The 22,927-nt window shown below is 55.5% G+C and carries 14 protein-coding genes; 9 read left to right on the forward strand and 5 right to left on the reverse strand.

What is annotated here, in order from left to right:
• The first annotated feature begins 64 nt into the window (after positions 1–64).
• Entirely contained in the window at positions 65–2,347 is a 2,283-nt protein-coding gene (locus ABJK56_RS15340) for a cbb3-type cytochrome c oxidase subunit I (protein WP_347245549.1), read from the forward strand.
• A 277-nt stretch (positions 2,348–2,624) separates the two neighbouring features.
• On the opposite strand, the gene ABJK56_RS15345 is transcribed toward ABJK56_RS15340, so the two are convergent.
• Positions 2,625–3,908, reverse strand: coding sequence for a uroporphyrinogen decarboxylase family protein (locus ABJK56_RS15345; protein WP_347245550.1), 1,284 nt, complete (start codon positions 3,906–3,908; stop codon positions 2,625–2,627).
• 235 nt (positions 3,909–4,143) lie between these two features.
• On the reverse strand, positions 4,144–5,112 hold the full coding sequence (locus ABJK56_RS15350) for a lysophospholipid acyltransferase family protein (protein ID WP_347245551.1): 969 nt from the start codon (positions 5,110–5,112) through the stop codon (positions 4,144–4,146).
• A gap of 294 nt (positions 5,113–5,406) precedes the next feature.
• On the opposite strand from ABJK56_RS15350, the gene waaF reads away from it, so the two are divergent.
• From waaF to ABJK56_RS15365, 3 genes are all read left to right on the forward strand, one after another.
• Entirely contained in the window at positions 5,407–6,462 is a 1,056-nt protein-coding gene (gene waaF / locus ABJK56_RS15355) for a lipopolysaccharide heptosyltransferase II (RefSeq protein ID WP_347245552.1), read from the forward strand.
• 18 nt (positions 6,463–6,480) lie between these two features.
• Positions 6,481–7,389 carry a glycosyltransferase family 2 protein gene (locus tag ABJK56_RS15360; RefSeq protein ID WP_347245553.1) on the forward strand — a complete coding sequence of 303 codons (909 nt, stop codon included), beginning with the start codon at positions 6,481–6,483 and terminating at the stop codon, positions 7,387–7,389.
• Positions 7,390–7,823: 434 nt separating this feature from the next.
• Entirely contained in the window at positions 7,824–9,203 is a 1,380-nt protein-coding gene (locus ABJK56_RS15365; protein ID WP_347245554.1) for a hypothetical protein, read from the forward strand.
• A 149-nt stretch (positions 9,204–9,352) separates the two neighbouring features.
• On the opposite strand, the gene ABJK56_RS15370 is transcribed toward ABJK56_RS15365, so the two are convergent.
• Entirely contained in the window at positions 9,353–12,079 is a 2,727-nt protein-coding gene (locus ABJK56_RS15370; RefSeq protein WP_347245555.1) for a pitrilysin family protein, read from the reverse strand.
• Positions 12,080–12,360: 281 nt separating this feature from the next.
• On the opposite strand from ABJK56_RS15370, the gene ABJK56_RS15375 reads away from it, so the two are divergent.
• The 5 genes from ABJK56_RS15375 (at position 12,361) to ABJK56_RS15395 (ending at position 21,064) form a co-directional block, all read left to right on the forward strand.
• Positions 12,361–12,966, forward strand: a complete 606-nt coding sequence (locus ABJK56_RS15375; protein ID WP_347245556.1) for a hydrolase — start codon at positions 12,361–12,363, stop codon at positions 12,964–12,966.
• 249 nt (positions 12,967–13,215) lie between these two features.
• A complete protein-coding gene (locus ABJK56_RS15380; protein ID WP_347245557.1) occupies positions 13,216–14,127 on the forward strand; it encodes an SAM-dependent methyltransferase in 912 nt (303 codons plus the stop codon).
• Between the two features lie 310 nt (positions 14,128–14,437).
• Complete coding sequence (dnaB, locus tag ABJK56_RS15385; RefSeq protein WP_347245558.1) at positions 14,438–15,865, forward strand: replicative DNA helicase; 1,428 nt, start codon at positions 14,438–14,440, stop codon at positions 15,863–15,865.
• A gap of 254 nt (positions 15,866–16,119) precedes the next feature.
• Positions 16,120–20,493 carry a tetratricopeptide repeat protein gene (locus ABJK56_RS15390; protein WP_347245559.1) on the forward strand — a complete coding sequence of 1,458 codons (4,374 nt, stop codon included), beginning with the start codon at positions 16,120–16,122 and terminating at the stop codon, positions 20,491–20,493.
• A gap of 244 nt (positions 20,494–20,737) precedes the next feature.
• Positions 20,738–21,064: a hypothetical protein gene (locus ABJK56_RS15395; RefSeq protein ID WP_347245560.1), complete on the forward strand. Its 327-nt coding sequence runs from the start codon at positions 20,738–20,740 to the stop codon at positions 21,062–21,064.
• A gap of 147 nt (positions 21,065–21,211) precedes the next feature.
• On the opposite strand, the gene ABJK56_RS15400 is transcribed toward ABJK56_RS15395, so the two are convergent.
• The gene (locus tag ABJK56_RS15400; protein ID WP_095416063.1) at positions 21,212–21,427 is read right to left on the reverse strand and encodes a hypothetical protein; all 216 of its coding nucleotides are present in this window, start codon (positions 21,425–21,427) and stop codon (positions 21,212–21,214) included.
• A 795-nt stretch (positions 21,428–22,222) separates the two neighbouring features.
• Positions 22,223–22,666, reverse strand: coding sequence for a DUF309 domain-containing protein (locus tag ABJK56_RS15405; RefSeq protein WP_347245561.1), 444 nt, complete (start codon positions 22,664–22,666; stop codon positions 22,223–22,225).
• Positions 22,667–22,927: the final 261 nt, after the last annotated feature.

Here is a 22,927-nt window from a genome sequence, read left to right on the forward strand (position 1 = left end):
TGTTCTGGGGGAACGTATTGCAGGACTAAAGTTTCGGCAGTCGCAGCTAAAAAGGAGTGCCACTATGAGCACAAAAGGGTTGCGCAACGCGGCGATTGTGAGTTTCATTGTGAGCATGGCGATCCTCTTTATCGGCGGATACTTTGCTAAAGACCATGTTCCGCCTATCCCAAACAAGGTGGTTGTCGGAGAAAAGCTTCTGGCGGACAAGGAGACGATCCTTCGGGGGCAGGACGTTTATCAGCGGTATGGGTTGATGGATCACGGAAGTATCTGGGGACACGGCTCGCTTCGCGGGATGGACTTTTCGGCCTACACATTGCACCTGATGGGATACCTGGTGCGAAATTACCACCTTGCCAAAGGACAGCCGCCTGACGATCTCTGGCAAAAGCTCCCACCGCCTCCGCGAAAGGAGCTCGACGAGGTGGACATGACGGTCATTCGCGAGCTGAAAGAAAATCGCTACAAGCCGGAAACCGGAACGTTGGAACTCACCGCGGCTCAGGCCTATGCATATGAGCAGTTGCTGCGTTTCTGGGATCGAACGTTTGCCGAAGGGGATCCCCATTACGGATTTTTGCCCAATGCGATTCCCACAGCCGAAGAGCGAAAGGACTTGGCGACGTTCTTCTTTTGGACTGCCTGGGCGGCCGTCACGAATCGTCCGGGGCTGAACTACAGTTACACGAACAACTGGCCTTCGGACGTCACCGTTGGCAACCGGGCTTCGACACAAGCCCTGGTCTACTCGATCTTCTCGATTCTTGCGCTGTTCGTCGTTCTCGGCCTGGTGGTCTATATTGTCCATCGATACCAGTTCTTCTACGGAGAGTCGCAGGCCGTTCAGGCAGCTTACCGGCTACTGGAGCAACCGGTAACACCGAGTCAGCGGGCGGCGGCTAAGTTTTTCCTGGTCGCCGGGCTCCTCTTCATTGTGCAAATTCTCAACGGAGGATTGCTTGCGCATTACACAGTTCATCCCGGCAAGTTTTATATTGAGCTTGTCGGGCAGATGTACCCTTATAGCTGGGCCAAAACCTGGCACCTGCAACTGGCGATCCTGTGGATCGCACTGTCCTGGATGGGAACCGCCATTTATTTAGCTCCTCTGGTGGGCGGGCGAGAACCTCCGGGACAACGAGCCCTGGTAAACATTCTCTTCGTGGCGGCACTGGTCGTGGCGGTGGGAAGCCTGGTGGGAGAGGTCCTCGGCATCAAAGGATACCTTTCCCGGCTGGACGGAAATCTTTGGTACTGGCTGGGACACCAGGGTTGGGAGTATCTCGAGCTGGGGCGACTCTGGCAGATCCTTTTGTTTGCGGGATTGATTTTCTGGCTTGTCGTTGTGTATCGGGGTATTGCCCCGGGGCTTTTGCCCAGGTCCAATGGCAATTTTTCCGACCCCGAAGAGAAAGATCGCCGTGCGCTGATCACCTTTTACGTCCTCAGCGCGATATTCGTGGTGCTCTTTTTCGGCTTTGGACTCGCCTATGGACGTGGTACGCACATTACGATCGCCGACTACTGGCGATGGTTTGTCGTGCACATTTGGGTGGAAAGTATTTTTGAATTCTTCGGTGTGGGCGTCATTTCTTTGTTCCTCGTAACGCTCGGACTGGTGACAGCCAGTTCCGCACTGCGGGTTGCTTATCTGACGGCCATCCTGGTCTTCTTGAGCGGTATTCCGGGCACCGCCCACCACTACTTCTGGTATGGCGGACCGAGTTTCTGGCTGGCCATCGGAGGAGTCTTCAGCTCGCTGGAACCCGTGCCGCTCATTCTGCTTGTGGTGCGGGCGTGGATGGAATACAAATCGATTCGGGAAGCGGGCCAGGAATTTCCCTATCGATGGCCGCTGTTTTTCCTGACAGCCTCCAGTTTCTGGAATTTCCTCGGCGCAGGAGTGTTTGGTTTTATCATCAACCTTCCCATCATCAACTACTATGAGCACGCCACCTATTTGACGAGCAACCACGGTCATACGGCACTGTTTGGTGTCTATGGGATGTTGGCCATTGCTGTAATTCTCTTCTCATGGAGAGGTCTGACGGAAAGTAAGGTGTGGAACGACCGCATTCTCCAGATTAGTTTCTGGGGCTTGAATGGTGGACTGTTCCTGATGTTCCTCACCGGTTTGCTGCCCATCGGAGTCATGCAGGTGTGGCACGCCTATGATAACGGTTTCTGGTGGGGACGCAGCGCAGCCTTCTACGAACTACCCATCATTCAGACGCTTGGCAATCTGCGCATCATTCCGGACACCATCATCATCGTGGTGGGAGCCCTGCCACTCTTGTACTTCCTGGTCACTACTTACCCACGGCTGCGAAAAGTCCAGAGCTGAAACGCGGTTGCAGATCCGACCCTGATTGACCATCGGGGCTAAGATTTGGCGACGGCCGCCGAACGGGTACTGGTCCGCTCGGCGGTCGTTTTTCAATAGTGCATTTCTCGTGCGAAGTTCGCTTGCAGCAGGCTTTTGCTCACCCCGGGCAGTGTTATTGTTCTTAACGCGAAACCGTCACTAGGGCAGACCGGAGAACCGCACCACCGTGCGTTCCAAGCACCGCCAAGCACCACGAGGAATCCGGTACACCAATTCTGATCGGTTTCGCGTTTGCCTACGCCGATCGTGGAACAGCGCTCGATTGAGAAGAGTTCTTTCGAGCGCCATAAGCTCCGAACTCGTAGGCCGCTTCGAACATCGCAACAATATTTTCCGGTGGGACGTCAGCCAAGATATTGTGGACCTGTTGGAAGACGAATCCTCCGCCTGGAGCGAGAATCTGCATGAGCTGCTTCACATGCTCTCTGACTTGCTGGGGAGTGGCGAATGCCAGTGTTTGATGCGTATCACATCCTCCTCCCCAAAATGTAATTCTTCTGCCAAAATCGCGCTTCAACCCCTCTGGATCCATACCCTTACATGAAATTTGGACCGGGTTGATCGCGTCCAAACCCGCGTCGATCAAGTCATCCAGGAGCTCGCGGACCCCTCCACAACAGTGCAGCATGACCTTGACGTCGGCCAGTTCTTTGGCACGTTTCCACATCGCGGCGTGACGCGGCTTGAAGAGTTCCCGGTACATCTTCGGGGAAATCTGCGGTCCCGTCTGCATTCCAAGATCGTCGCCGAAGACGATAATGTCGATCAATCCGTCGAGTACGGGAAGCACGCGTTCCAAATTGGCTAGATGTGCCTCGGTAAGGCGATCAAGCACCCGCTCTGCTCTGGATCGATCTCCCGCCAGGAGCATGTAAAAATTATCGTTGCGATAAAGGAATTGCCCACACTCCAGGAGATTTCCGCCAAACAGATAGAGGATTGCCCGATCTGTTTTCTGCCGCAGCCATTGCGCCCCTTTTTGCAAGCGTTCGAGGCCTCCTGGCCCTTCCACGATCGGACCGGGAGGTGATGGAATACCACACCAGATCGTATCCTTGAGGGCCTCTGCCGCCCCATCGGGATTGTCTTTTTCGGCAAAGGGCCAGTAACACTGCTCGAAGTAAAGTGCGCCATCAGGCATTCGGCCCAGGATACGCCCTGTTGGTCCGCGGAGGACCCACTCGTTTTCGCGTCGTTCCGGTACCGCCCAACTGGGCATTTGACAGGGAGTACCATCAGGTAACACCCAGTCCACCCAGTGCTCAGGTTCCTGGGCGAAGGCTCGCCCCAGCTCGATGGTATCCACGTGAAAGAGATCGAGAATATCCTCGTCAATAACGGCAAGCTGCTGGATAGGGTCATAGACGCGGATGGGACGATCCGGAAGGCCCAGGAATTTTCGCAAACGGGCATATGCAATCGCAGCGATGCCCGACGAACGGTGCCCTCCGAAGTCAATCGGCACCCGATCCGGTTCCTTATGTTCCAACGCCGCAAGCACGCGCTGACGAGGTGTCATAACCAGAGCCTCCCTTGGTCCTCTCCCGGTTGGTTCTCAAAAGGGGCTTTTGGACCGCACCACTGACCAAGAAAACTGGCTGCCATTTTAGCCAGTCAAGTCCTCCCAAAAAAAGCCCCTCTGGGGGAAGTCGTCCAGCCACCAAGGGAAGGCAAGGCTGCTCAGACGAAGGGCAGCCCGCCATCCTCGCCGAGCGATGCACGGGACCAGCCCCTTCCGCACAACGGACTACGGATCAGGCTGCGTCGCGGGTCAATTCCTTGTGAGCGTCGCTTTTTGGAATATCCCCAGGCATCACGCCTCTCTTAACGCGCGGCTGTTCCTTCCATCGTCGGTGAATCCACCAGTATTGCTCGGGCGATTCTCGAATGATCTCTTCAAGCTGCGTCGTGTACCACTGGGTGATAAACGTCACAGGGTCCGGCGCCGTCACCTCTCGCGGATCGAGAATCGCTTTCACACCCATCTCGAAACGCATCGGCTGACCCAGCCGTTTCACGTAGACAGCGGCAATTGGCGCATCATATTGTACGGAGAGAAGCCCGATCGCCTTATAAGTCGATGCCGGCCGACCAAAGAATTGGACGAAGCATCCCTTGCGTCCGGCACTCTGGTCGGCGAGAAAGGCCATTGTGCCGCCAGCCTGCAAAACGGCCTCAATCTGCTCGGCTCCCCCGACACGTGGAATGATGTGCTGCCCACGCGCCGAGCGGAACGCATTGACGAATCGGTCCAGAAGAGGATTATCGAGCGTCCTGGCCACCGTGTGCGTGGGAAAGCCCAGCAGCCCTAACACATATCCTCCGAATTCAAAATTTCCAAAATGACCGGTAACCAAAATAACGGGGCGATCTTCGAGAAGTTTCTTCACCAACTCACGAACATTCCTGAGGTCTACAAACCGGCGCCAGTTCTCCTCGTGCAGCACGCGCGGGGTATGGGCCACTTCGATCACCATCAGGAACAGATGATGCCACATTTTTTCAATCACGTCCCTCCTCGCTTCAGCCGAAAGCGAAGGAAACGCATGGTGCAGGTTGTCGTCAGCTACCTGGTAGCGCACACAAAGGACCCGCGTGAACAGCCACGCGAGGCCGCGAGCAAGGGTGTTTCCTACCTGGAGCGGCACAGCCTGGGCTAAAATGATGAACCATCGCACGATAGCATACACAACATAATGAGCAAAAAGTGTCAAATAACTCATGGACGCGGCATTACCTCGAGCGGCTTTCTGCGAAGCTCATTCCAAAAAACAAACCGGCAGCGCCTAGCAGCGCCCGTTAAATTACTCGTCTTGCCACCTGCTACACCGGTTGCCCTGAAAGATACCAGGCCCAAGGGAAGCCAGGCAAGACAAATTGAGAGTGGTTCTGTATATTTCCGCAAGGGATCTCAAAATTCGCCTTCCGAAAAAGGAGGACAATTGTAAAAATGGAACGGCGTATGGTCTGAAACGGCGCTGCTGCGCTGGCCGGCAGCCGAGGACAGGGAGGTCCCTATGAACATTTGCCTGTTTCTTCCCAACTGGCTGGGTGACTTGGTCATGGCCGTGCCCGCTATTCGGGCGATTCGCGCCAGGGTGGGGCCTGCAGCGAGGATCGTCGGTATCACGCGTCCCAATCTGGCCGGCCTGTTATCGGGTTCCCACTGGATCAATGAATTTTGGTATTACGATCCGCGAACGGACGATCCTCGTTTTGACACCTTCACTACCCTCCACAAACTGCGAGCTGTTCGTTGGGATAAGGCCATCCTATTCACGAACAGCCTGAGAACGGCTTTGCTGGCAGTGGCAGGCGGGATTCCGGAGCGAATCGGCTACGCCCGAGACGGTCGCGCAGCGCTTTTGACACATGCTTTACCGGTCTCTCGCGATGGTGGCCAAATTCGACGGGTACCAATGGTGGACTATTACCTTGGTTTGGCTCGGGCGATTGGCGCCGATGGTGACGATCGGCACCTCGAGCTTCCCCTCACACTATGGGGGGAAGTGTGCGCCGACCGGGTATGGAAGGACCTGAATCTACCCAGCCACGGGCCCGTGGTCGCCATGCATGTGGGGGGAGCCTTTGGAGCATCCAAATGCTGGCCGCCCGCACATTTCATAGAGCTTGCCCGCCGCATCGTTGCTGCTACCCCAGCGTGGGTTCTTTTCGTTTGTGGGCATCGGGAGCGGGAAGTGGTTCGCGGTATCACCAGGCAGGTGTCGCACGAAAGGGTTGTTTCCCTGGCGGATCAACCTTTGGATTTGCAAACGCTCAAATCGTGTCTGCACCGCTGTACGGCGATGGTGTCTACCGATAGCGGTCCCCGCCACATGGCCGCTGCATTGGGCAAACCGGTTGTCACCCTTTTTGGTCCGACCTGGCCGGTGGTCACGGCGAACCCCACGGTGGAATCGGTCGATCTCCAACTCTCGCTGGATTGCGCCCCCTGCGGTCGGCGTCGGTGCCCACTGGGCCATCACCGGTGCATGGTAGATTTATCACCAGATGTGGTATTCCAAGCAGTTCTGCCTTTTATCAGCCGGGCACGATTCCGGAGCGTGGCCTGACACAGCCGGGAGACGAAAATGCATCGGCCGCCAATCAGCGTGGTCATCCCCTGCAAGGATGAGGAAACCCACCTCACCGCGTGTGTCCGGTCCGTACTCGGTTGGGCAGACGAAATCCTGATCGCGGACAGCGGTTCCACCGACAACAGTTTGGCCATCGCACGTGATTTTTGCACGGCTTATCCCCAGGTCTGTCGATTGGTGCAGCGTGAGTTCATCAGTTTTGGCTCGTTCAAAGCCTGGGCCGTCAATCAATGCCGATACGATTGGGTCTTTGTGCTGGATGCAGACGAACGCATGACTCCCGCGTTGGCTCACGAGATCGACCAAAAACTATCACAGGACAACGCTCCCGACGCTTTTCTCGTAGGATTTAATCACCGCTACCTCGGGTACTGCATCAGGCACGGCGCTTGGAACCACAAAGTCGTCCGCCTCTTTCGGAAGTCCGCAGCCAATTACGATGCAAAGGCAGTTCACGAAAAAGTTGTCGTTCGAACGGGGAAAGTCGCAGTCCTAAAAGGGCGCCTTGATCACTGGACATGCACCTGTCTGGACAAGTGGTACCGCAAAAAGAACCATTACACGACGGTGGGAGCATTGGAAAGATGGAAGCAGGGCAAACGGGCTCATCTTTGGGATTTAGCACTCCGTCCAATCGCAGCGTTTACCAAATCGTTTCTATTTAAGCTGGGATTTCTGGACGGAGTGGGTGGTTTTCTGGTCGCCCAGGATGATGCGTTCACTGCGTTTCAAACATATTTGAAGCTTTGGGCGATTGCGCGGCAACGCGACTCGGAACGTTCCTTGGCCTCCTCACCGGCTACAGAACTTCCGCTGCTCCCTCCGACGATAGGGCATGCATGCCCCCATAGGACTGGTATCACAAAAGAGCCGACCTGTCGTACCACACTCGCCCAGTCCTAATCCTGGTCCGCTCCATCCGCGGTCCTCTGTTCGACTAAAAATGCCACGGAATCCGGCCGTAGGACAGACGGAAAACTTGCTTTTCCCATCTTACCCCAAACTTTCGGATTTTCCCTCAGAATTTGCCTCGCTGTCCGCTAGTTGCGATCCGATTCTGACCGACACGCGCGAGTTAAAATCTAATTCGAGCTTTTTACTGACGATTAGTTTTGTAAGAGCGATGCGAAACGCGACGGAATTTGGCGGCTTACCGATTCTGCCACGATTGCGGGTGACAAAGCCCCTCCCAAATTCGCAGAGAATGGATGTGGTTGCGTGCTTCTAAAACGCACATCCGGCGCAACGTTACATCCCATTTTTGAATAATTCGGCGACGTTCAGTGGTGTTCAGGGACGGTTAACACGTCACCAGTGCCTGGGAGAAGGAGTTCCCCATGTATCGAGCTTCCGGGATGACGTTTGTCATTGCGCTCATACTATCAGGATGGCTGGCTTTTCCCTTACCGGCAGCAACTGGCGAGTTGGACGGTCTCACGGAAACCCGTCTTCGCCAGCTGGAAGAGGAAACCCAACGTTTGCGGGCCGAGCTGCAAGCAATTCAAGCCGCTCAACCGGTCGCTCTACCTCAGGTGACTGCCGATCCCGTGGCATTTGAGACTCAACCGGCGCAGCCTGCTACTCCGGGTATGGATGAGATTCGGGCGGAGATGAGAAAACTTGCATGGACCAAAGGGGATATCCAAATTATCCCATATGGTTATCTGTGGGCCACGACATCGTATGAAACGCTGCACTCCAACATTGGGGATTACACACTGTATGTGTTTTCCCCAACAGATCGTCCCGAAGGGGCATGGCACGTGGACGGCAAGTCAACACGCTTGGGGATTGACTTTGTTGGTCCAATGCTGCCGCGGTTTGGATGCGCGCAAACCGGTGGCAAAGTGGAATTCGACTTTCAAGGAGCGTTTCAGACTGAAAACCGGGGGAGCGTGTTGCTGCGCCACGCCTATGTCGAAGTTAAAAATGAGTACTTTCGGCTGCTGGCTGGTCAAACCTGGGATGTGATTTCGCCTCTCCTTCCCGGGACAATCATGTACTCGGTGGGTTGGGGCGCCGGAAACCTCGGGTACCGGCGAGCCCAATTTCGGGCAGAACGTTACTATCATTTCTCCGATGTACTGCTAGTCACGGCCCAAGCTTCTATCAATGCGGACATTGCTTCTGAGATCGGGGGAAATGTGGTGGCCGAGCACGCCGAATGGCCGGTCGTCGAAGGACGTCTCGGATTCACGGTGGGTCCCCGCGGCCCCGGTGCCCGGCCCCTTGAATTTGGCATCTCGGCTCATATTGGCGAGCAGGTGTACTATATTCCCGGTCCACCAGTCACCGAGGAAGACTTCCGCACCTGGTCTTTTAACGTAGACGTCAAATACCTCATCACCCCGCGATTTGGCGTCCAAGGTGAGTTCTTCACCGGCGAAAATCTTGGTGCCTACATGGGCGGCATTGTCCAGGGCGTCAATCTGGTGAGGAGAAATACCATCCGCGCCACCGGTGGCTGGGTGGACGCGTGGTACGACTGGACGGAGCGGCTACACAGCCACGCGGGCTATTCCATCGACGATCCATTCAACCAGGATCTCAGTTCTGGCCAGCGAAGTTACAACCACTTCTACTTCGCAAACATCACCTACGATGTGACAAAGAAATTCATCCTCGGCTTTGAGGTCCAACAATGGAAAACAAACTGGGTAGCCAAGGATCCAGCCGACAGTACGCGATTTGAGGTGATGGTCAAATACGGATTCTGACCCCAGATTACCCCGCGGAGTGTTTGACAGCGGCCGACCACAGGCACCGGTCGGCCAACTTTTTTTGACGGGACCAAATAGCCCCAACATTCCCCTCGGTTAGTAGGGGCGTGAGGTTTTCGATCCACTACGCGGTGTAGAATCGAGTTCTACTTGGCTTCGGACTTGGGAAGATCGAATGAGGGAGCAGGCGACACGGTCGCCAGCACGAATGGACCAAAATACTTCCTGGCAACTCGTTTCACGTCCTCCAAGGTCACTGCCTTAATTCGCTCATCAAAGTTCTTGTCGTAGTCGTATCCGAGCCCGTACAGTTCATCCAGGGCAGCCCGAGTGGCTTGGGATCCGATCGTGATATTCTGCTGCGCGTGATAGGAAATCAGCAGTTCTTTTGCCCGTTCGAATTCTTCCTCGGTAATGTCGCCCTGTTTGGCCTTTTCAACATTCTTCAAGACCCGCTGAACCACTTCGGCGAGCGCTTCTGGTTTCGTCTGGGCCGTGATCACAAAGTAACCCGGTGCGGGACCTGTCAATTGGTAAGCGTGGACTCCGTAGACCAAGCCTGCGCCACGAAGTTCCTCATGCAACCAGCCGCCCGGGTAATCATATCCAGACATGATCGTGTCGAGCACCATCATTGCCGTGTAATCCGCCTCGTCGCGGATGCTAGGTCCAGGATATCCCATCATTAAGACGGCCGTCGGCTTCTGGACCTGCTTATGTCCGGTGATCACGTGAAGTATGGCATTGTTGCGGTCAAAAGTAATCTTGGGGGCATCCGCCGGCGGGGAAAGCTTTCCGTACCACTTCTCAACCAAGCGCACGGCCTCGTCGGGATCGATGTCTCCGAACACTGCGACCACCATGTTCGCGGGATTGAGCAGCACTCGATGGAACTGCTTAATATCATCCAGCGAGAGCCGCTCCACGGTTTCCTGCTTTCCGCCGGTGAGAATATGATAAGGTGAATCTGCGGGGAGCAAGTCGGCGAAAAGTTCCTGCACTTCGGCTTGAGGACTCGCACTGCGCTGGGCGATCGCATCCAGGGCCAGCTTCTTCACCTTAGCGAATTCGCCCTCATCAAAGCGCGGCTCCAGCAGACATTCAGCTACCAGGTCCCCGGCCTTTGCGAAGTTATCTTTTAAGATACCGAGGCTCGCAGCAATGCTGCTGCGAGCGGGGATGAAGCCAACTCGCGCATCCAAGTCGTCAAACAGCTCAGCGATCTGGTCTGCCGTGTGCTTCAGAGTTCCCTTATCGAGCATCTCCGCAAGGAGTGCCGTTCTTCCCGCGGTTTCGGGTGTCTCTAGTAGATTTCCTCCTAGGATAGTTACCTGCATGGTCACGATTGGCAGCCGCGCCTGCCTCTTAACAAGCACCCGTAAGCCGTTCGGCAACCGAATGAGTCGTACATCTGATTCTTCGCTTTTCATAGACTCGGACACAATCTTGGGTGCCCGCCCCAAGGGAGCAATGACAACTTCATTCAGTCGATCCGGAACGAAGTACTTGCGTGCCACCTCCCGAAGTTGCTCGCTGCTGACCGACTGAATCCGCTCTGTATAGAGCTTGTCGAAAAGTGGATCTCCTGTGGCGAGATAGCTTCGCGCAAGGCTTTCCGCCGTCGCCTGAAGACTTTCTCTGTCGAAGATCCAGTCGGAAACTTTTTTCTTCTTAGCCCGGGCAAGTTCATTCTCGGGGACCAGTTCATCGCGAAGGCGATACACTTCCTCGAGAATGATGCGTCGGACTTCCTCGTAATTTTCAGGAGGACACGTGGCCAGAATTCCAAACCATCCTCGCACATACTCCGGTGTCGCGCTGGCTGCGTCCACGTTGAGGGCCAGAGGTTTCTCCCGTTGCAACCGCCGCACCAGGCGGGATGATTCGCCCCGGGCCAGGATATCCGCCAGCACATCGAGTGGATAAAGATCGGGATCGGTCAATTTGACAGTGGGCCAGGCAATGGCAAGATCTGTGGCGCTTCCTTCCATCTCGTGAATCGCGCGCCGCGGGCTCAATTGAGGGGGTTCTTCTTCCAACGCGATATAAGTCTCCGCTGCTCGCGGAATTCCCCGATACTGTTCTGCGATCTGCTGGATGACCTCATCCGTATTAACATCGCCCACCACCACGAAGACCTGGTTGTTGGGGATATAGCGCGCCCGATAGAAGTTGATGATGGCCTCGTTGCTGGTGTGGTTGAGGACGTCCAAATAGCCGATCACCGGATGTCGGGCCGGGTGCACCAAATAGAGGGTTTGATTGAGCAATTTCCACAGCACGCGGGACCGGCTGACTTCCCCATCGGCCAATTCCTGTTTGACCACCTTGAGCTCCCGCTCGAATTCCTGCGGTTCGAATGCCACCCGCTGCATGGAATCAGCTAGCAGCTCGATGACCTCCTTCACGTGACGTGCCGGACAGTCGATGTAATAGCAAGTAAAATTTGTGGTTGTATATGCGTTGGTCTTCCCACCAAATCGATCGATGATCGCGGCGATCTCCTTCTCCGTCCGCTTGGTTGTGGTTCCACCGGCCACAACGTGCTCCAGGACGTGGCTCAGTCCCGCACCCATGTGCTCGGCTTCGTAAATGCTTCCCGTGTACCTGACATAGCACCGCACGGTGGCCGCCTGCACAGTGTGATTCTCTTGGACAATGATGGTCAGGCCATTAGAAAGTTCCGCAACCGTGACACCCTGTGGATAAACCTGGCGCTTGGCAACCGTGGGGACACACTGGTCAGCTTCCGATGAGGATTGAGGCATTGCAGAAGTCTTCATAGTCACCACTGCGATCATGCTGAGGGCAAAAGGCAAAAAAAACTTTCCACCTTGCACTGCTTTTAATTCACACGACCGTTTCGACGTCATCAGTTGATCTCCATCGCTATAGTCAGTCGGTTGGCCTGAACGCATTCGGGTTTAACCTGTTCATTATCACGCCCCGGGGTTCGCCGTCCACCCACGGCAGGCTGTAATAATGGTGCGTGAACCACCGCTGCCGTCTTCAGCGCCGTTTGAACCGTGGCTGTTGCGGTTAAAGGCATCTTCCTGTCCCATTTCTTGTCCGAGGGCTGGTGCGTTTGATATTATAGGCCTAAGTTCTCGGCTGATTTGCAAGTGTTGCTCATGGGTATAAGACCGAGTGCTCCATGTCAGAACCGTTCAGGATTCCCCCTCGAAGCCCGGAATTAATGTCGCCCCAGGATACAGGCCTCCTGGTCGTGGATGTCCAGGAAAGGCTTGTTCCCCATATTCGTGACCATGAAAAGGTTGTGTGGAATATCAGACGGCTTCTCGACGCCGCTCAGATTCTTGGTGTGCGAGTGCTGGCCACGGAACAGTACCCCAAAGGCCTGGGACCGACGGTTTCGCCATTGCGGGAGCGACTTGGGCAGATTCCCGAAAAACTCATGTTCAGTTGCCGCGAATGCTGGTCGCTCTTCGAAGAAGCGGAAAAAGAGGGATTGAGCCGTCTGCTTATCTGTGGCATTGAAGCGCATGTGTGCGTCCAGCAGACTGTTTTGGACCTCCTCGCGTCAGGCTGGCGGGTGTACGTAGCGGCAGATGCCGTGGGATCGCGACACCGGATGGATTACGAGATGGCGCTCCGCCGGATGGAACTGGCAGGGGCCGTCATCACGACCACGGAGGCGGTGCTTTTCGAATGGTGCGTCCGTGCGGGAACTAATGAATTCAAGCAGATTAGCCGGCTTGCACGTGAATTTCCGCCAGGCGAATCTGTTGCAGCGTCTTGAGTATCGCCGCGCAGAATCCTAGTTGGTGAGCTGGGACCCTTGTTATTTTTGCACGCTGGTGTTATGATTTGTGAAATAGTAATACTAAAATCGCCTGACGGACAGCAGGCCATTCTTACCAGAGAGTTGGCCGGAGCGATTCCTTTTGGATTAAAGAAGCGTCGCGGTGGCAAGTCCCGAAAAGACTTCGTGACGATCCGAGTTAGGTGGCCGTCCTTGAAAACCTTTTTGAAACTCTGAGGTTCCGCTATGAGAAGAGCGCTAGCAACTGTTTTCTGGGTGTGCTGGCTCGGTTGGAGCTGGAGTGTTTTCGCCGAGCTTCCGCGAAGTCAGCTTTACCTCGTTGGAGTCGGTCCAGGCGATCCGGATCTCATCACGCTGCGGGCCGTGGAAGCCATCCGCCGCGCAGACATTATCTATTGCACCGACGGGCTGGAAAAGAAATTCTCCGATTACCTGATCGGCAAACAGGTCATCACAGGTTACTGGCGACTTTTCGAATATTATGGACAGGAAATCTCGTCGCTTCCTGAGGCTGAGCAACCACGCGCCCGGGCCATAGCAGAAAAAAGGAACGAGTTCATTTCGCAGGTGCGGCAGGCCTTCGGGCAGGGCAAAGTGGTGGCTATTCTGGATAGTGGCGACCCACTCATTTATGGGCCGTGGGCCTGGTGTTTGGAGGAATTTGAAGATTTGAACCCGGTGGTTGTACCCGGGGTGAGTTGCTTCAATGCGGCGAATGCTGCACTGCGCCGGGGTGTTACCAACGCACCAAAGACCAAATCGGTTATTCTCACAGCTAACGATTGGCCGGGAAAAACAGACACCGTAGAAAACCTCTCCGTGCACCAAGCGACCATGGTCATTTTCACAATGCGTGCGGAGTTCGACTATTTCATTGAAAAGCTCAAGACCCATTATCCGCCGGAAACGCCGGTGGCCGTGGTCGAATACGCGGGTTACCAGGACAAGGAAACGGTGATACAGGGCACTTTAGGGACGATTCGGCAGAAATTAGATCCGAAGTCCTTGCCCTTTGAATACTTGATCTATGTTGGGGATTTCCTCACATATCGCCAGAAGGCTCCCGCTCCCACATCGGCGTCGAATGCACCGGCGATGCAATCAGTGACCACTGGAATGAGCGCTTCAACTCGCTGAATTCCCCCTGTCAGCATTGGCAGGAGCGAAAGGTTGCCGCAGAACAAAGCCGTATGAGCATGGGGAGTGATCCCGCGTGCTCCCATTGGGCAGGCCGTATCCCCCCAGCGGACCTGCCCGTTTTTTTTCCAAAGTCGTGGCCAATGCGACGACAAACCCCACGCGTTCTCAATTGCCTGCTTGTCGATTGGTACAGGAGGGGATAGAGTGACGAAGGAGTGGCAAATGAGGAAAAGGTCAACTTAGCTCCGATGCACGTGCTCATCGGCTTTTCGGAAATCGACAGCGGTAAATTTCGGAGGGAACCGTGGTGACCGAGGCTTCTCGGCAAGACAAAGGTGTTCAAGGCCCCCTGGGGGAGTTGGCGGCCCGCGTTCCACCTCACAGTATTGAGGCGGAAAAAGCTGTGCTGGGGAGCGTTTTACTCGACCCGCGGACGCTGGACGATGTGGCCACGGTGCTCGTGCCCGAAGATTTTTACGTGGATGCCCACCGGCGGATCTATGCGCGGCTCCTTGAGATGCACGCCGCGAACCGAACGATCGATCTCATGCTCTTGGTTGAAGAGTTGCGGCGGCATGGGGAATTCGAAGTGGTTGGTGGGGCGCCCTATCTCGCCGAAATTGCTCAATCTGTGGCGGTGGCTAGCCACGCGGTTTATTACGCAGAAATAGTGCGCAATCACGCGTTTGTGCGGGCATTAATTCAAGCCGGTACGGACATTGTTCGCGACGCCTTCGATTTGAGTCTCGAGCCCCGGGAGATCCTCAATCGAGCCGAAGAGCGAATCCTGGCTGTCCGCGACCGACGCTCCACGGGGGACGTGGTACCCGTGAGCGACGTACTCTTCGAAGCGTTTCAGATGATCGACCGGCGTATGCAGGGAGAGGCCACCGGGGTGCCAACTGGTTTTACCGATCTCGACAAACTGACGGGCGGTCTTCACGATTCTGAGCTTATCATCCTGGCTGCCCGACCAAGCATGGGAAAAACAGCCCTCGCTACGAATATTGCGGAACATGTCTCCGTCGATGCGGGATTGACGACGCTTTTCGTCAGCCTGGAAATGTCTCGTCTGGAATTGATTCAGCGTATGCTTTGCTCGCGGGGAAAAATAAACGGCCACAAATTTCGCAGCGGTTTTCTCTCCGCAGAAGATCGGGAAAAACTTGTCCGAGCGGCAGGTGAGTTGAGTCGCGGAAAGTTGCTCATCGATGATTCGCCGAGTCGCACGGTAACAGAGATCGCTGCGGTGGCCAGGCGACTGAAACGACGCGAGGGCCTGAGACTGATCGTCATCGACTATTTGCAATTAATCGAGCCGGATAACCCCAAGGACCCGCGTCAGGAACAGGTGGCCAAGATCACAAGACGACTGAAAACTCTCGCCAGGGAGCTGAAGATTCCCATTTTGTGCCTGGCCCAGCTCAATCGCCAGACAGAAGTTGTCAAGGACAACCGGCCGCGGTTAAGCCATCTTCGCGAGTCTGGCGCCATCGAGCAGGATGCCGACGTGGTGATGTTTGTGCATCGTGAAGAGTACTACCACACTCGCGAGGAGGCCCAAGCACGCGGTTTATGCGGTCTGGCGGAAGTTATCGTGGCCAAGCAGCGTAACGGCCCGGTAGGGGATGTCAAACTCACCTGGCGTGAGGAATTCACTCGATTCGAAAATGCGGCTCCTGCCGACTATAGCGAGGTTGCCTACGGTGACTTCGCCGAGGACGCCCCGTTTTAGGGGATTCCGGGCGAATGCAACTCCCACTCGACCGGCTCCGGCTCGCATGAACCGGGCCCGTTAAGCGGTACTCTTCATGATCTGGCAAGCTATAATGAACCAAGATTGAACCGCGGCCAGGAAGTGCGCCCGGGGCGTGCGCGATGTCTCAGCTCGCATTGGGCCAAGTCGGTTGGCTACGCTGGGATGATGCGTCCTGCCATCGCACGTCAATTACGTAGAAAGCTTCGCAACTTTGATGGGGCTTTCGTGGCATGAGAAAAGTCAATAAGCGATTCGTTGTCATTCTCGTTGGAGTGTTCGTCCTGCTCGGAGTGGGCACTTATTTCCTGCATGCTTACCAACTGCGGAGAAACGCCCGCGTATTTCTTGATCGGGCACAAGAAGCTCTCAAAGAAGGGCGTCGGGACGTGGCAGCCAAAAATTTTCAGTGGTACACGGAACTGGTACCCCATGACCTCGATGCCCAGCAGCAATTTGCACAATTGCTCATTGACCTGCGGGCATTCGGCCCTGCCTATTTCCGTTTGGAAACGGTTCTGCGTCAGGATCCGGAGCGAACAGAAGCCCGCAAAATGCTTGTGGATGTACTTCTCAACATAGGGCGGTTTCGGGATGCGGAAGAACATCTTGAACAATATCTCCTCAAACTCAATCCCGATAATGCAGAGCTTTTGACGAAGCTCGCGCAGTGCCAGCGAGGTCTGGGGCAATCGAGGGAAGCGGTGCGGACTCTTGAAAAGGCACTCAGTTTGCAACCGGACCTGGCAGCCGCCTACGCGCAACTGGCTGGAATCTATCGTTACGATTCCGATCTCAAGGATCCGCGGAAGGCCGACGAATGCATCGCCAAAATGCTGGCGACGGTGAGGAACGAAGAGGCTTTGCGAACGGCGGCCGTTTATTACTACCAATCCGACCAGTATGAGCTGGCTTTGCAGCACGCCAAGGAAATCTTGGCGAAGAAAACCGATGACGTGGATTTTCTAATTCTGGGCGCGGATTGCGCACGGCGGCTCGAGCAGTTAGATTTAGCCCGCGATTGGGCAGAGAAAGCCATTAAACTGGATCCCCGGCGAGCGGACGGCTACACGCTGCTGGCCGCGATTCTGGCAGCCCAGGGAAAGGCGAATGAGGGCATGGCTACTCTCCAGGAGGCTTTGAGCAAGGTCAGCGATAAGGCTACGGTCTTGGCCAGCCTGGCAGAAATGAGCATCAACCAGGGAGACGAAAAGAGCGCTGAAAAAGCCCTCGAAGAGTTGAGTCAAACTCGCTATCCGCTTTCTCGGCTGGAATGGTTGAGAGCGCGATTGCTTCTCGCCCGTGGTCAATGGTTTGAAGCCGCACGCAAATTGGAAGTTGTCCGACCGGATCTGACCAACCTGCCCGACCTGCTCAAACAGGTGGATTTTTACCTGGGGTTGTGCTATGCCCAGATGGGCAACATGGACCAGAGCCTGGCATCGTATTCCAAGGCGGCCACGCAGGATCCCCTGTGGCCGCAGGCACGGCTTGGGCGAGCTGCCGCATTTATTGAGCTGGGCCGCGTGGACGACGCGATTGAAGAGTATCGAGCTCTGGTGCGGATGGGAAAAGCGACGTCCGCTATTATCCTTGACCTTTGCCGGTTGCTCATCCTGAACAATCTAGGCCGACCGCGGACACAGCGAGACTGGCAGGAGGTCACCCAGCTTTTGAGCGTGGTGGAAAAAGATCCTCAATTTCGGCCCCAGGCTGCAGTCCTGCGAGCGGAAATCGCCGTGGCCGACAATCAGCCACAGGAAGCCGAAAAAATACTTGAACAGGGGCAGAAAGAAAATCCGGATCGCGTGGAAGTTGGCCTGGCCAGGGTGGCACTGCACCAGCACCTAGGACAGCTCGCAGAAGCCGAAAAATTACTGCAAGAACTTACCGTCAAGTTCGGTGAATCAGCGGACATATTGGTCACCCGCGCTCGGCTGGCTGCCCGCAGCGGCGAAGAACAGGCCAAAAAAGCTTTTCGCGCAATTGCCACAGCCGCAGAAAAGCTCTCAGACGAAGATCGGCAGCGGGTTCTGAGTGTCCTGGTCGGCTATTCTCTCCAATTCTCCGATTTCGATGCCGCCCGACAGTGGTGCGCTGAGTTGAGCCGTCTGGCACCGAACAATCTAAAAGTGCGGCTGCTCCTTTTTGATCTGGCCATCCGGGCCCAGGACGTAGCCAGTTTGAAGCCCGTGCTCGACGAGATCGCGCGGATCGAAGGGCGGGGACCGATCTGGCACTACGGCGAAGCGGTTCGGCTGTTCCTCGAAGCCAAAGGTGAAAATCGCGAGCAACTGCGACTGGCTCTGGACCATCTGGCAAGGGCGAGTGTCCTTCGCCCCAACTGGATGCGGGTTCCGGCTCTCCAGGGGCAAATCTACGACCTGCTGGGAGATACCAGTGCAGCCATCAATGCCTACAGCCGTGCTATCAGCCTGGGGGATCGCAGCATTCTCACGGCGCGGCGACTCGTTCAGTTACTCTATGGCGAGCAACGTTTTCTGGAGGCTGATAAGATCATTCGCACCCTGGAAGAGCAGCAGGCACCTTTCTCGTCAGATCTGGAAAGACTCGCCTCCACGGTCTCCTTGCGTCTGGAAGACTACGAACGGGCGCTGGAACTGGCTCGACGTGCTGCGTCAACCTCCCAGGATTATCGCGATCATGTGTGGTATGCCACGGTTCAGGCCGTCCTGGGACTCCGTTATCGAGCGGAAGGTCGTACCGCCGACGCAGATGCAGCATTTGCGGAAGCAGAAAAAGAATTTCGCAAAGGGGTCGAGCTGGCTCCCGAATCGACTGATGCCTGGGTTGCCCTGGTGCAGTTCTACGCCAGGATCGGCGATCAAACCAAGGCGAAAGAAACTGTTGATGAAGCCCGACAGAAGATTAAGGGCGGTATCGCCCCGCTCGCGATGGCACAGGTTTTCGAAGTGCTCGGACAGCTCGACGAAGCCGAAAAGCAGTACCAGGAGGCCCTTGCCAGCGCTCCCGATAATCCTTCGGTCATCCGGCAGGTGGCCGAATTCTATCTGCGGACCGGCCGTGCTGACTCCGCTCGCGCTCAGTTGGAAAGAATCACAAGTGGACAGGTACAAGCACCTGAGACGGATGTTGTGTGGGGGCGACGCAGCATGGCCCTCTTGCTTGCAGCCCAGGGTGGCTATGAAAACCTCCAAAAAGGGCTGGAACTGATTCGTCAAAACCGTGCTGCGGCTGGTCAACAGCCCTCGATTCAGGACCTTCGTGCGGAGGCCCTTCTGTTGAGCGCCCATCCCCAGCGCAAAAAGCGCGTCGAGGGCCGCGAACTCTTGGAAAAGGTGGTCAACGAGTACAGCGGGGCGACGCCGGAGGATCGATTTATTTTGGCGCAACTCTACATGGCCGACGGCGACATTTCCAACGCGGCTCGGCACATGCGAACTCTGCTGGCTTCACACGGCAATGAGCCCCGCTATGTACGCCGCTACGTGACCTTCCTTCTTGATCAGTCGCAAACGTCGGAGGCCGAGATCTGGCTTGGTCAACTCGAAAAACTGGTTCCCAACGACATGTCCGTCGTGGCGCTCCGCGCCCGATTATGGACGATGCAAGGACGCTATGAGGACGCACTTAAGCTGCTGGAAGACTTTGCCAATCAGGCGGACGAAAGATCCGCGGAAAAACAACCTGGTCCGTCATCGCCTGAATCGGGACCCGAAAAAAATATTGCCAGCACCACACCGACGGAGGAATCCAGTTCCCAATCTCTTTCGGAGGAACAACGGCTGCAGCAGGTCCGCTGGGCTTTGGCCGGGGATACGCTGGAGTACCTCGCCAGCTATCTCAGTCGCAACAACAAGCCTGACGAGGCGAAACGCTTTGTTGCGGCCGCCGAAGCCATTTACCGTCGCTTTGTAGACAAGAACCCTGAGGCGGCGGTCCTCCTGGGGGCCTTCCTCGCCCGTCATGATCGTGTGAATGAGGCACTCGATCTGCTCGAGAAAAACTGGCAGAGCGCTGACCTGGCCCTCGTTCGAGCAGCCACCACAGTAATCATGGGGCGTGTGTATCAAGACCGGGCGGCCGCAGACCGTGTAGAAAAAATTGTTCTCGCTGCGATTCAAAAACATGACCGACCTCTGTCGCTGCTTCTGCTCCTGGGTGATTTTTACGGACTGCAAGAGCGAATCCCAGAGAGCGAACAAGCGTACCGAGAAGTCCTCAAGCGAGATCCTAAGAACATCATCGCCCTAAATAACCTTGCCGCCGTGCTGGCCCTGCAAAAGGTAAATGTTGAGGAGGCGGAAAAGCTCATCAAAACAGCCATCAATATAGCGGGGCCAGGCACGAATCTCCTTGACACCTACGCGATGGTTTTGATGGCTCAGGGCAAACCGCAACAGGCGGCCGCCGTCCTCCAGGAAGCGATGGAGGATCAGCCCTCAGGAATTCTCTATTTCCATGCGGCCCAGGCACTGGCCCAGCTGGGGAAAAACAAAGAGGCGGCGGAGGCTTTTCAGGCAGGTGTCAAATTGGGACTCAAAAAAGAATCCCTCCATCCCTTGGAACGATCCCACTTTGATGAACTGGCAAGAAAGCTCGGGCCGCTGATGGCCGCTTCGTGAGAAATAGCCCGCCCGCGGTGCTGTCTCATTGGAGTCGAAAAACTTGCTTCTTTCGCCGGTTGAGTTTGCGCAACGAGAATACCTTATCCATTTCGCGCAAACACCGTAAGGCTCCCCATCCCGGCTGGGTGAAAGACGATTCAGCAGAATGGTCGATAACTGTCATATCACGACTTCCGACCAATCGGGCAGTGGAACCTGAGTTTCTACACAATCCTGCCTTACAGCATCAGGTCAGCACCCCATGATTGCGCCCCGTCAATCTTTCCAGGATTTGCCACATATTCCTGAGCAAGTTCGACAGTTTGTCTATCAAACCTTGTGTGAGACCAACCAACTGGAGCCAGGGGTTTTCCCCATGCAGGAGAGCTACTTTTTTCGCAAAGGGGCTCCCTGCGCGGCCCTTTTCTGCCTGCACGGCCCACGGCTCATGAAAGTCATGGCCATCTGGGATCTTGAGAAACACGAGGTGCTTTTTTACAACGCAGCCGGAGAGCGCTATCTGCTAGTTCGGGCGCCGATCGGATCCCAATCTCTAATCGAGCCTTCGGAAAATACGGCGCATCCGTGAGTCTCCTCCCAACCGTCCCACTCTAATTAGCCTGACAAGAAAAAATAAACCCGCCGAGCAACGTCTGTCCGGCCGGTTCGAAAGCGACACCGTGGACGGAACAGGACTCGGCGGGCTCTCGGGCAGCACGCGAAAAAAATACAACTCTCAGTCGCGCGGCTCTACAGCGCCGGTCAGGCCACTGTAGTCACTCCGATCCAGGGGATGCCAGAGCGGAAGGCCTTTCCGGACACGCTCCGCCAGCACTTCCAATTTAGCCCGAGAACCCGCGGGAGCATCGGTGGGAACGAATTCTTCGGTCGGAACAGGATCGAAATCCTCATCGTGACCGAACTCACTGATGGCATCAAATACGTTTCGCATGGGACACCTCTCTTTCTAGGTTCACTCCAAGGAACCACCAAACAAACACCCGATGCAAGATAACCGACTTGGCTACGAGATACCTGAGTGCAAATTAAGCGATTACCCCAAAACTGAGTTGGCCTACCCTTTAGTGGGATGGTTCCCACGCCGGGTTTTTTCGCCAGGACTTTTTTATGAGCCCTCACAATGCCATGTGATCGACCTCGGTCGAGCAGACTTTCCTCTAACGAAACGGTCTGCCTGCCGAGTCTTTGCAAGAAAGGATTGTTCGCCTGTGCGGAGCTGCCTTATATCGACGGAACTACAGACAAGGCGGATAACTACGGTAGGATAATCTCGACACTCGCCGCCTTGGCAAGCCCGATTGGGCGACCCAAACCGATCACAGGCCAAATACTGGACTCAATGAGGGCGATGGATAAATGTACCCCCACCCCGGACGTGTTTATTTTATAAAATATCGGCGGGATTTGTCAACACCATGAGCGCCGGTCTTTCCGACCTCACTTTTTTCAATATGCCCAAAAGTAGTTTCCAATGCAAGCCCCGGGGTTAAGGCTCGGCCCGTATCGCTTCGGACACAAGCCAGGCCACGACCCCGGCCATAGCCGGCCTCCCCCTGACTCCCCTGGAAAAATTTTGACTCAAGCGCGGCATGGAGTTCTACCGAGGTTCGCCACGTCCAGAAGATGAACCTGATCTAAGCATCTCTACATAATTTATATCGCGCGACAATTGTATCTTTAATGTTTAGCGACAGCACACGCCGACAAGGGTGGCATTCGAATCGAGTCACGTTTGATCCGGTGCCTCCTCTTCGATCGTTATCTTTACCCCCGACATCAGGGAGAGTATCGATAGTTTGTTGTCATCCATTCCATTATTTGGCCGACACCGATCCTCTTCTGGCTGAGGCTGGGGGTTCCTTTCCACTGCCGCCACCCACTGGGCCAACTCGGTGACCTGGCGTCGAAGTTCCGCTAGCCGGATACCACCAAATGCTGGCGGAAACTCGGCCAAGTGTTCTTCTGCACGATCAATGAGGCGATGGAATCCGATCACGTTTCCGCGTTCCAGGTGCGCCAGGGCAACCGCGATCTGAATCAATCCTTGATAAAACGATCGATCCGGCTCCTCGCTTTCCCGCCAGATTTCTTCCCAGAGCTCGTGCGCCTCGAAGAATTCCCCCTCGTTGAAGAGTTTCACGCCAATCCAGAAAAGGCCTTGGTGACCCATACGTCATTGTCCTCGAGAATCGCCCGGTGCCGAAATCGAATTTCTAACTGTGTGGCTACCTCCTGAGGGTCCGACTCCCGGAGTCCGAAACCAAAAAGGGCGCGTTCCAATTGATGGCAGTGCCCACCTGTATTCCAGCAGCACGAAAAACAAAATCCGTCAGTAAACTCGCTTGACAACGGTAAAGTCTGGGGGACAATGTCAAAATTCAGTCGGCGCATTCTCGCAAGGTCAGATCCCCTGCTCGTGATAACTCTCAAA

The organism is Thermogutta sp. (assembly GCF_039793925.1).
GTDB lineage: Bacteria > Planctomycetota > Planctomycetia > Pirellulales > Thermoguttaceae > Thermogutta.

Bases quoted from the DNA above. Each gene is read 5' to 3' on its own strand.
- ABJK56_RS15340 (WP_347245549.1), top strand. From the start codon at position 65: ATGAGCACAAAAGGGTTGCGCAACGCGGCGATTGTGAGTTTCATTGTG.
- ABJK56_RS15345 (WP_347245550.1), bottom strand. From the start codon at position 3,908: ATGACACCTCGTCAGCGCGTGCTTGCGGCGTTGGAACATAAGGAACCG.
- ABJK56_RS15350 (WP_347245551.1), bottom strand. From the start codon at position 5,112: ATGAGTTATTTGACACTTTTTGCTCATTATGTTGTGTATGCTATCGTG.
- waaF (WP_347245552.1), top strand. From the start codon at position 5,407: ATGAACATTTGCCTGTTTCTTCCCAACTGGCTGGGTGACTTGGTCATG.
- ABJK56_RS15360 (WP_347245553.1), top strand. From the start codon at position 6,481: ATGCATCGGCCGCCAATCAGCGTGGTCATCCCCTGCAAGGATGAGGAA.
- ABJK56_RS15365 (WP_347245554.1), top strand. From the start codon at position 7,824: ATGTATCGAGCTTCCGGGATGACGTTTGTCATTGCGCTCATACTATCA.
- ABJK56_RS15370 (WP_347245555.1), bottom strand. From the start codon at position 12,079: ATGACGTCGAAACGGTCGTGTGAATTAAAAGCAGTGCAAGGTGGAAAG.
- ABJK56_RS15375 (WP_347245556.1), top strand. From the start codon at position 12,361: ATGTCAGAACCGTTCAGGATTCCCCCTCGAAGCCCGGAATTAATGTCG.
- ABJK56_RS15380 (WP_347245557.1), top strand. From the start codon at position 13,216: ATGAGAAGAGCGCTAGCAACTGTTTTCTGGGTGTGCTGGCTCGGTTGG.
- ABJK56_RS15390 (WP_347245559.1), top strand. From the start codon at position 16,120: ATGAGAAAAGTCAATAAGCGATTCGTTGTCATTCTCGTTGGAGTGTTC.
- ABJK56_RS15395 (WP_347245560.1), top strand. From the start codon at position 20,738: ATGATTGCGCCCCGTCAATCTTTCCAGGATTTGCCACATATTCCTGAG.
- ABJK56_RS15400 (WP_095416063.1), bottom strand. From the start codon at position 21,427: ATGCGAAACGTATTTGATGCCATCAGTGAGTTCGGTCACGATGAGGAT.
- ABJK56_RS15405 (WP_347245561.1), bottom strand. From the start codon at position 22,666: ATGGGTCACCAAGGCCTTTTCTGGATTGGCGTGAAACTCTTCAACGAG.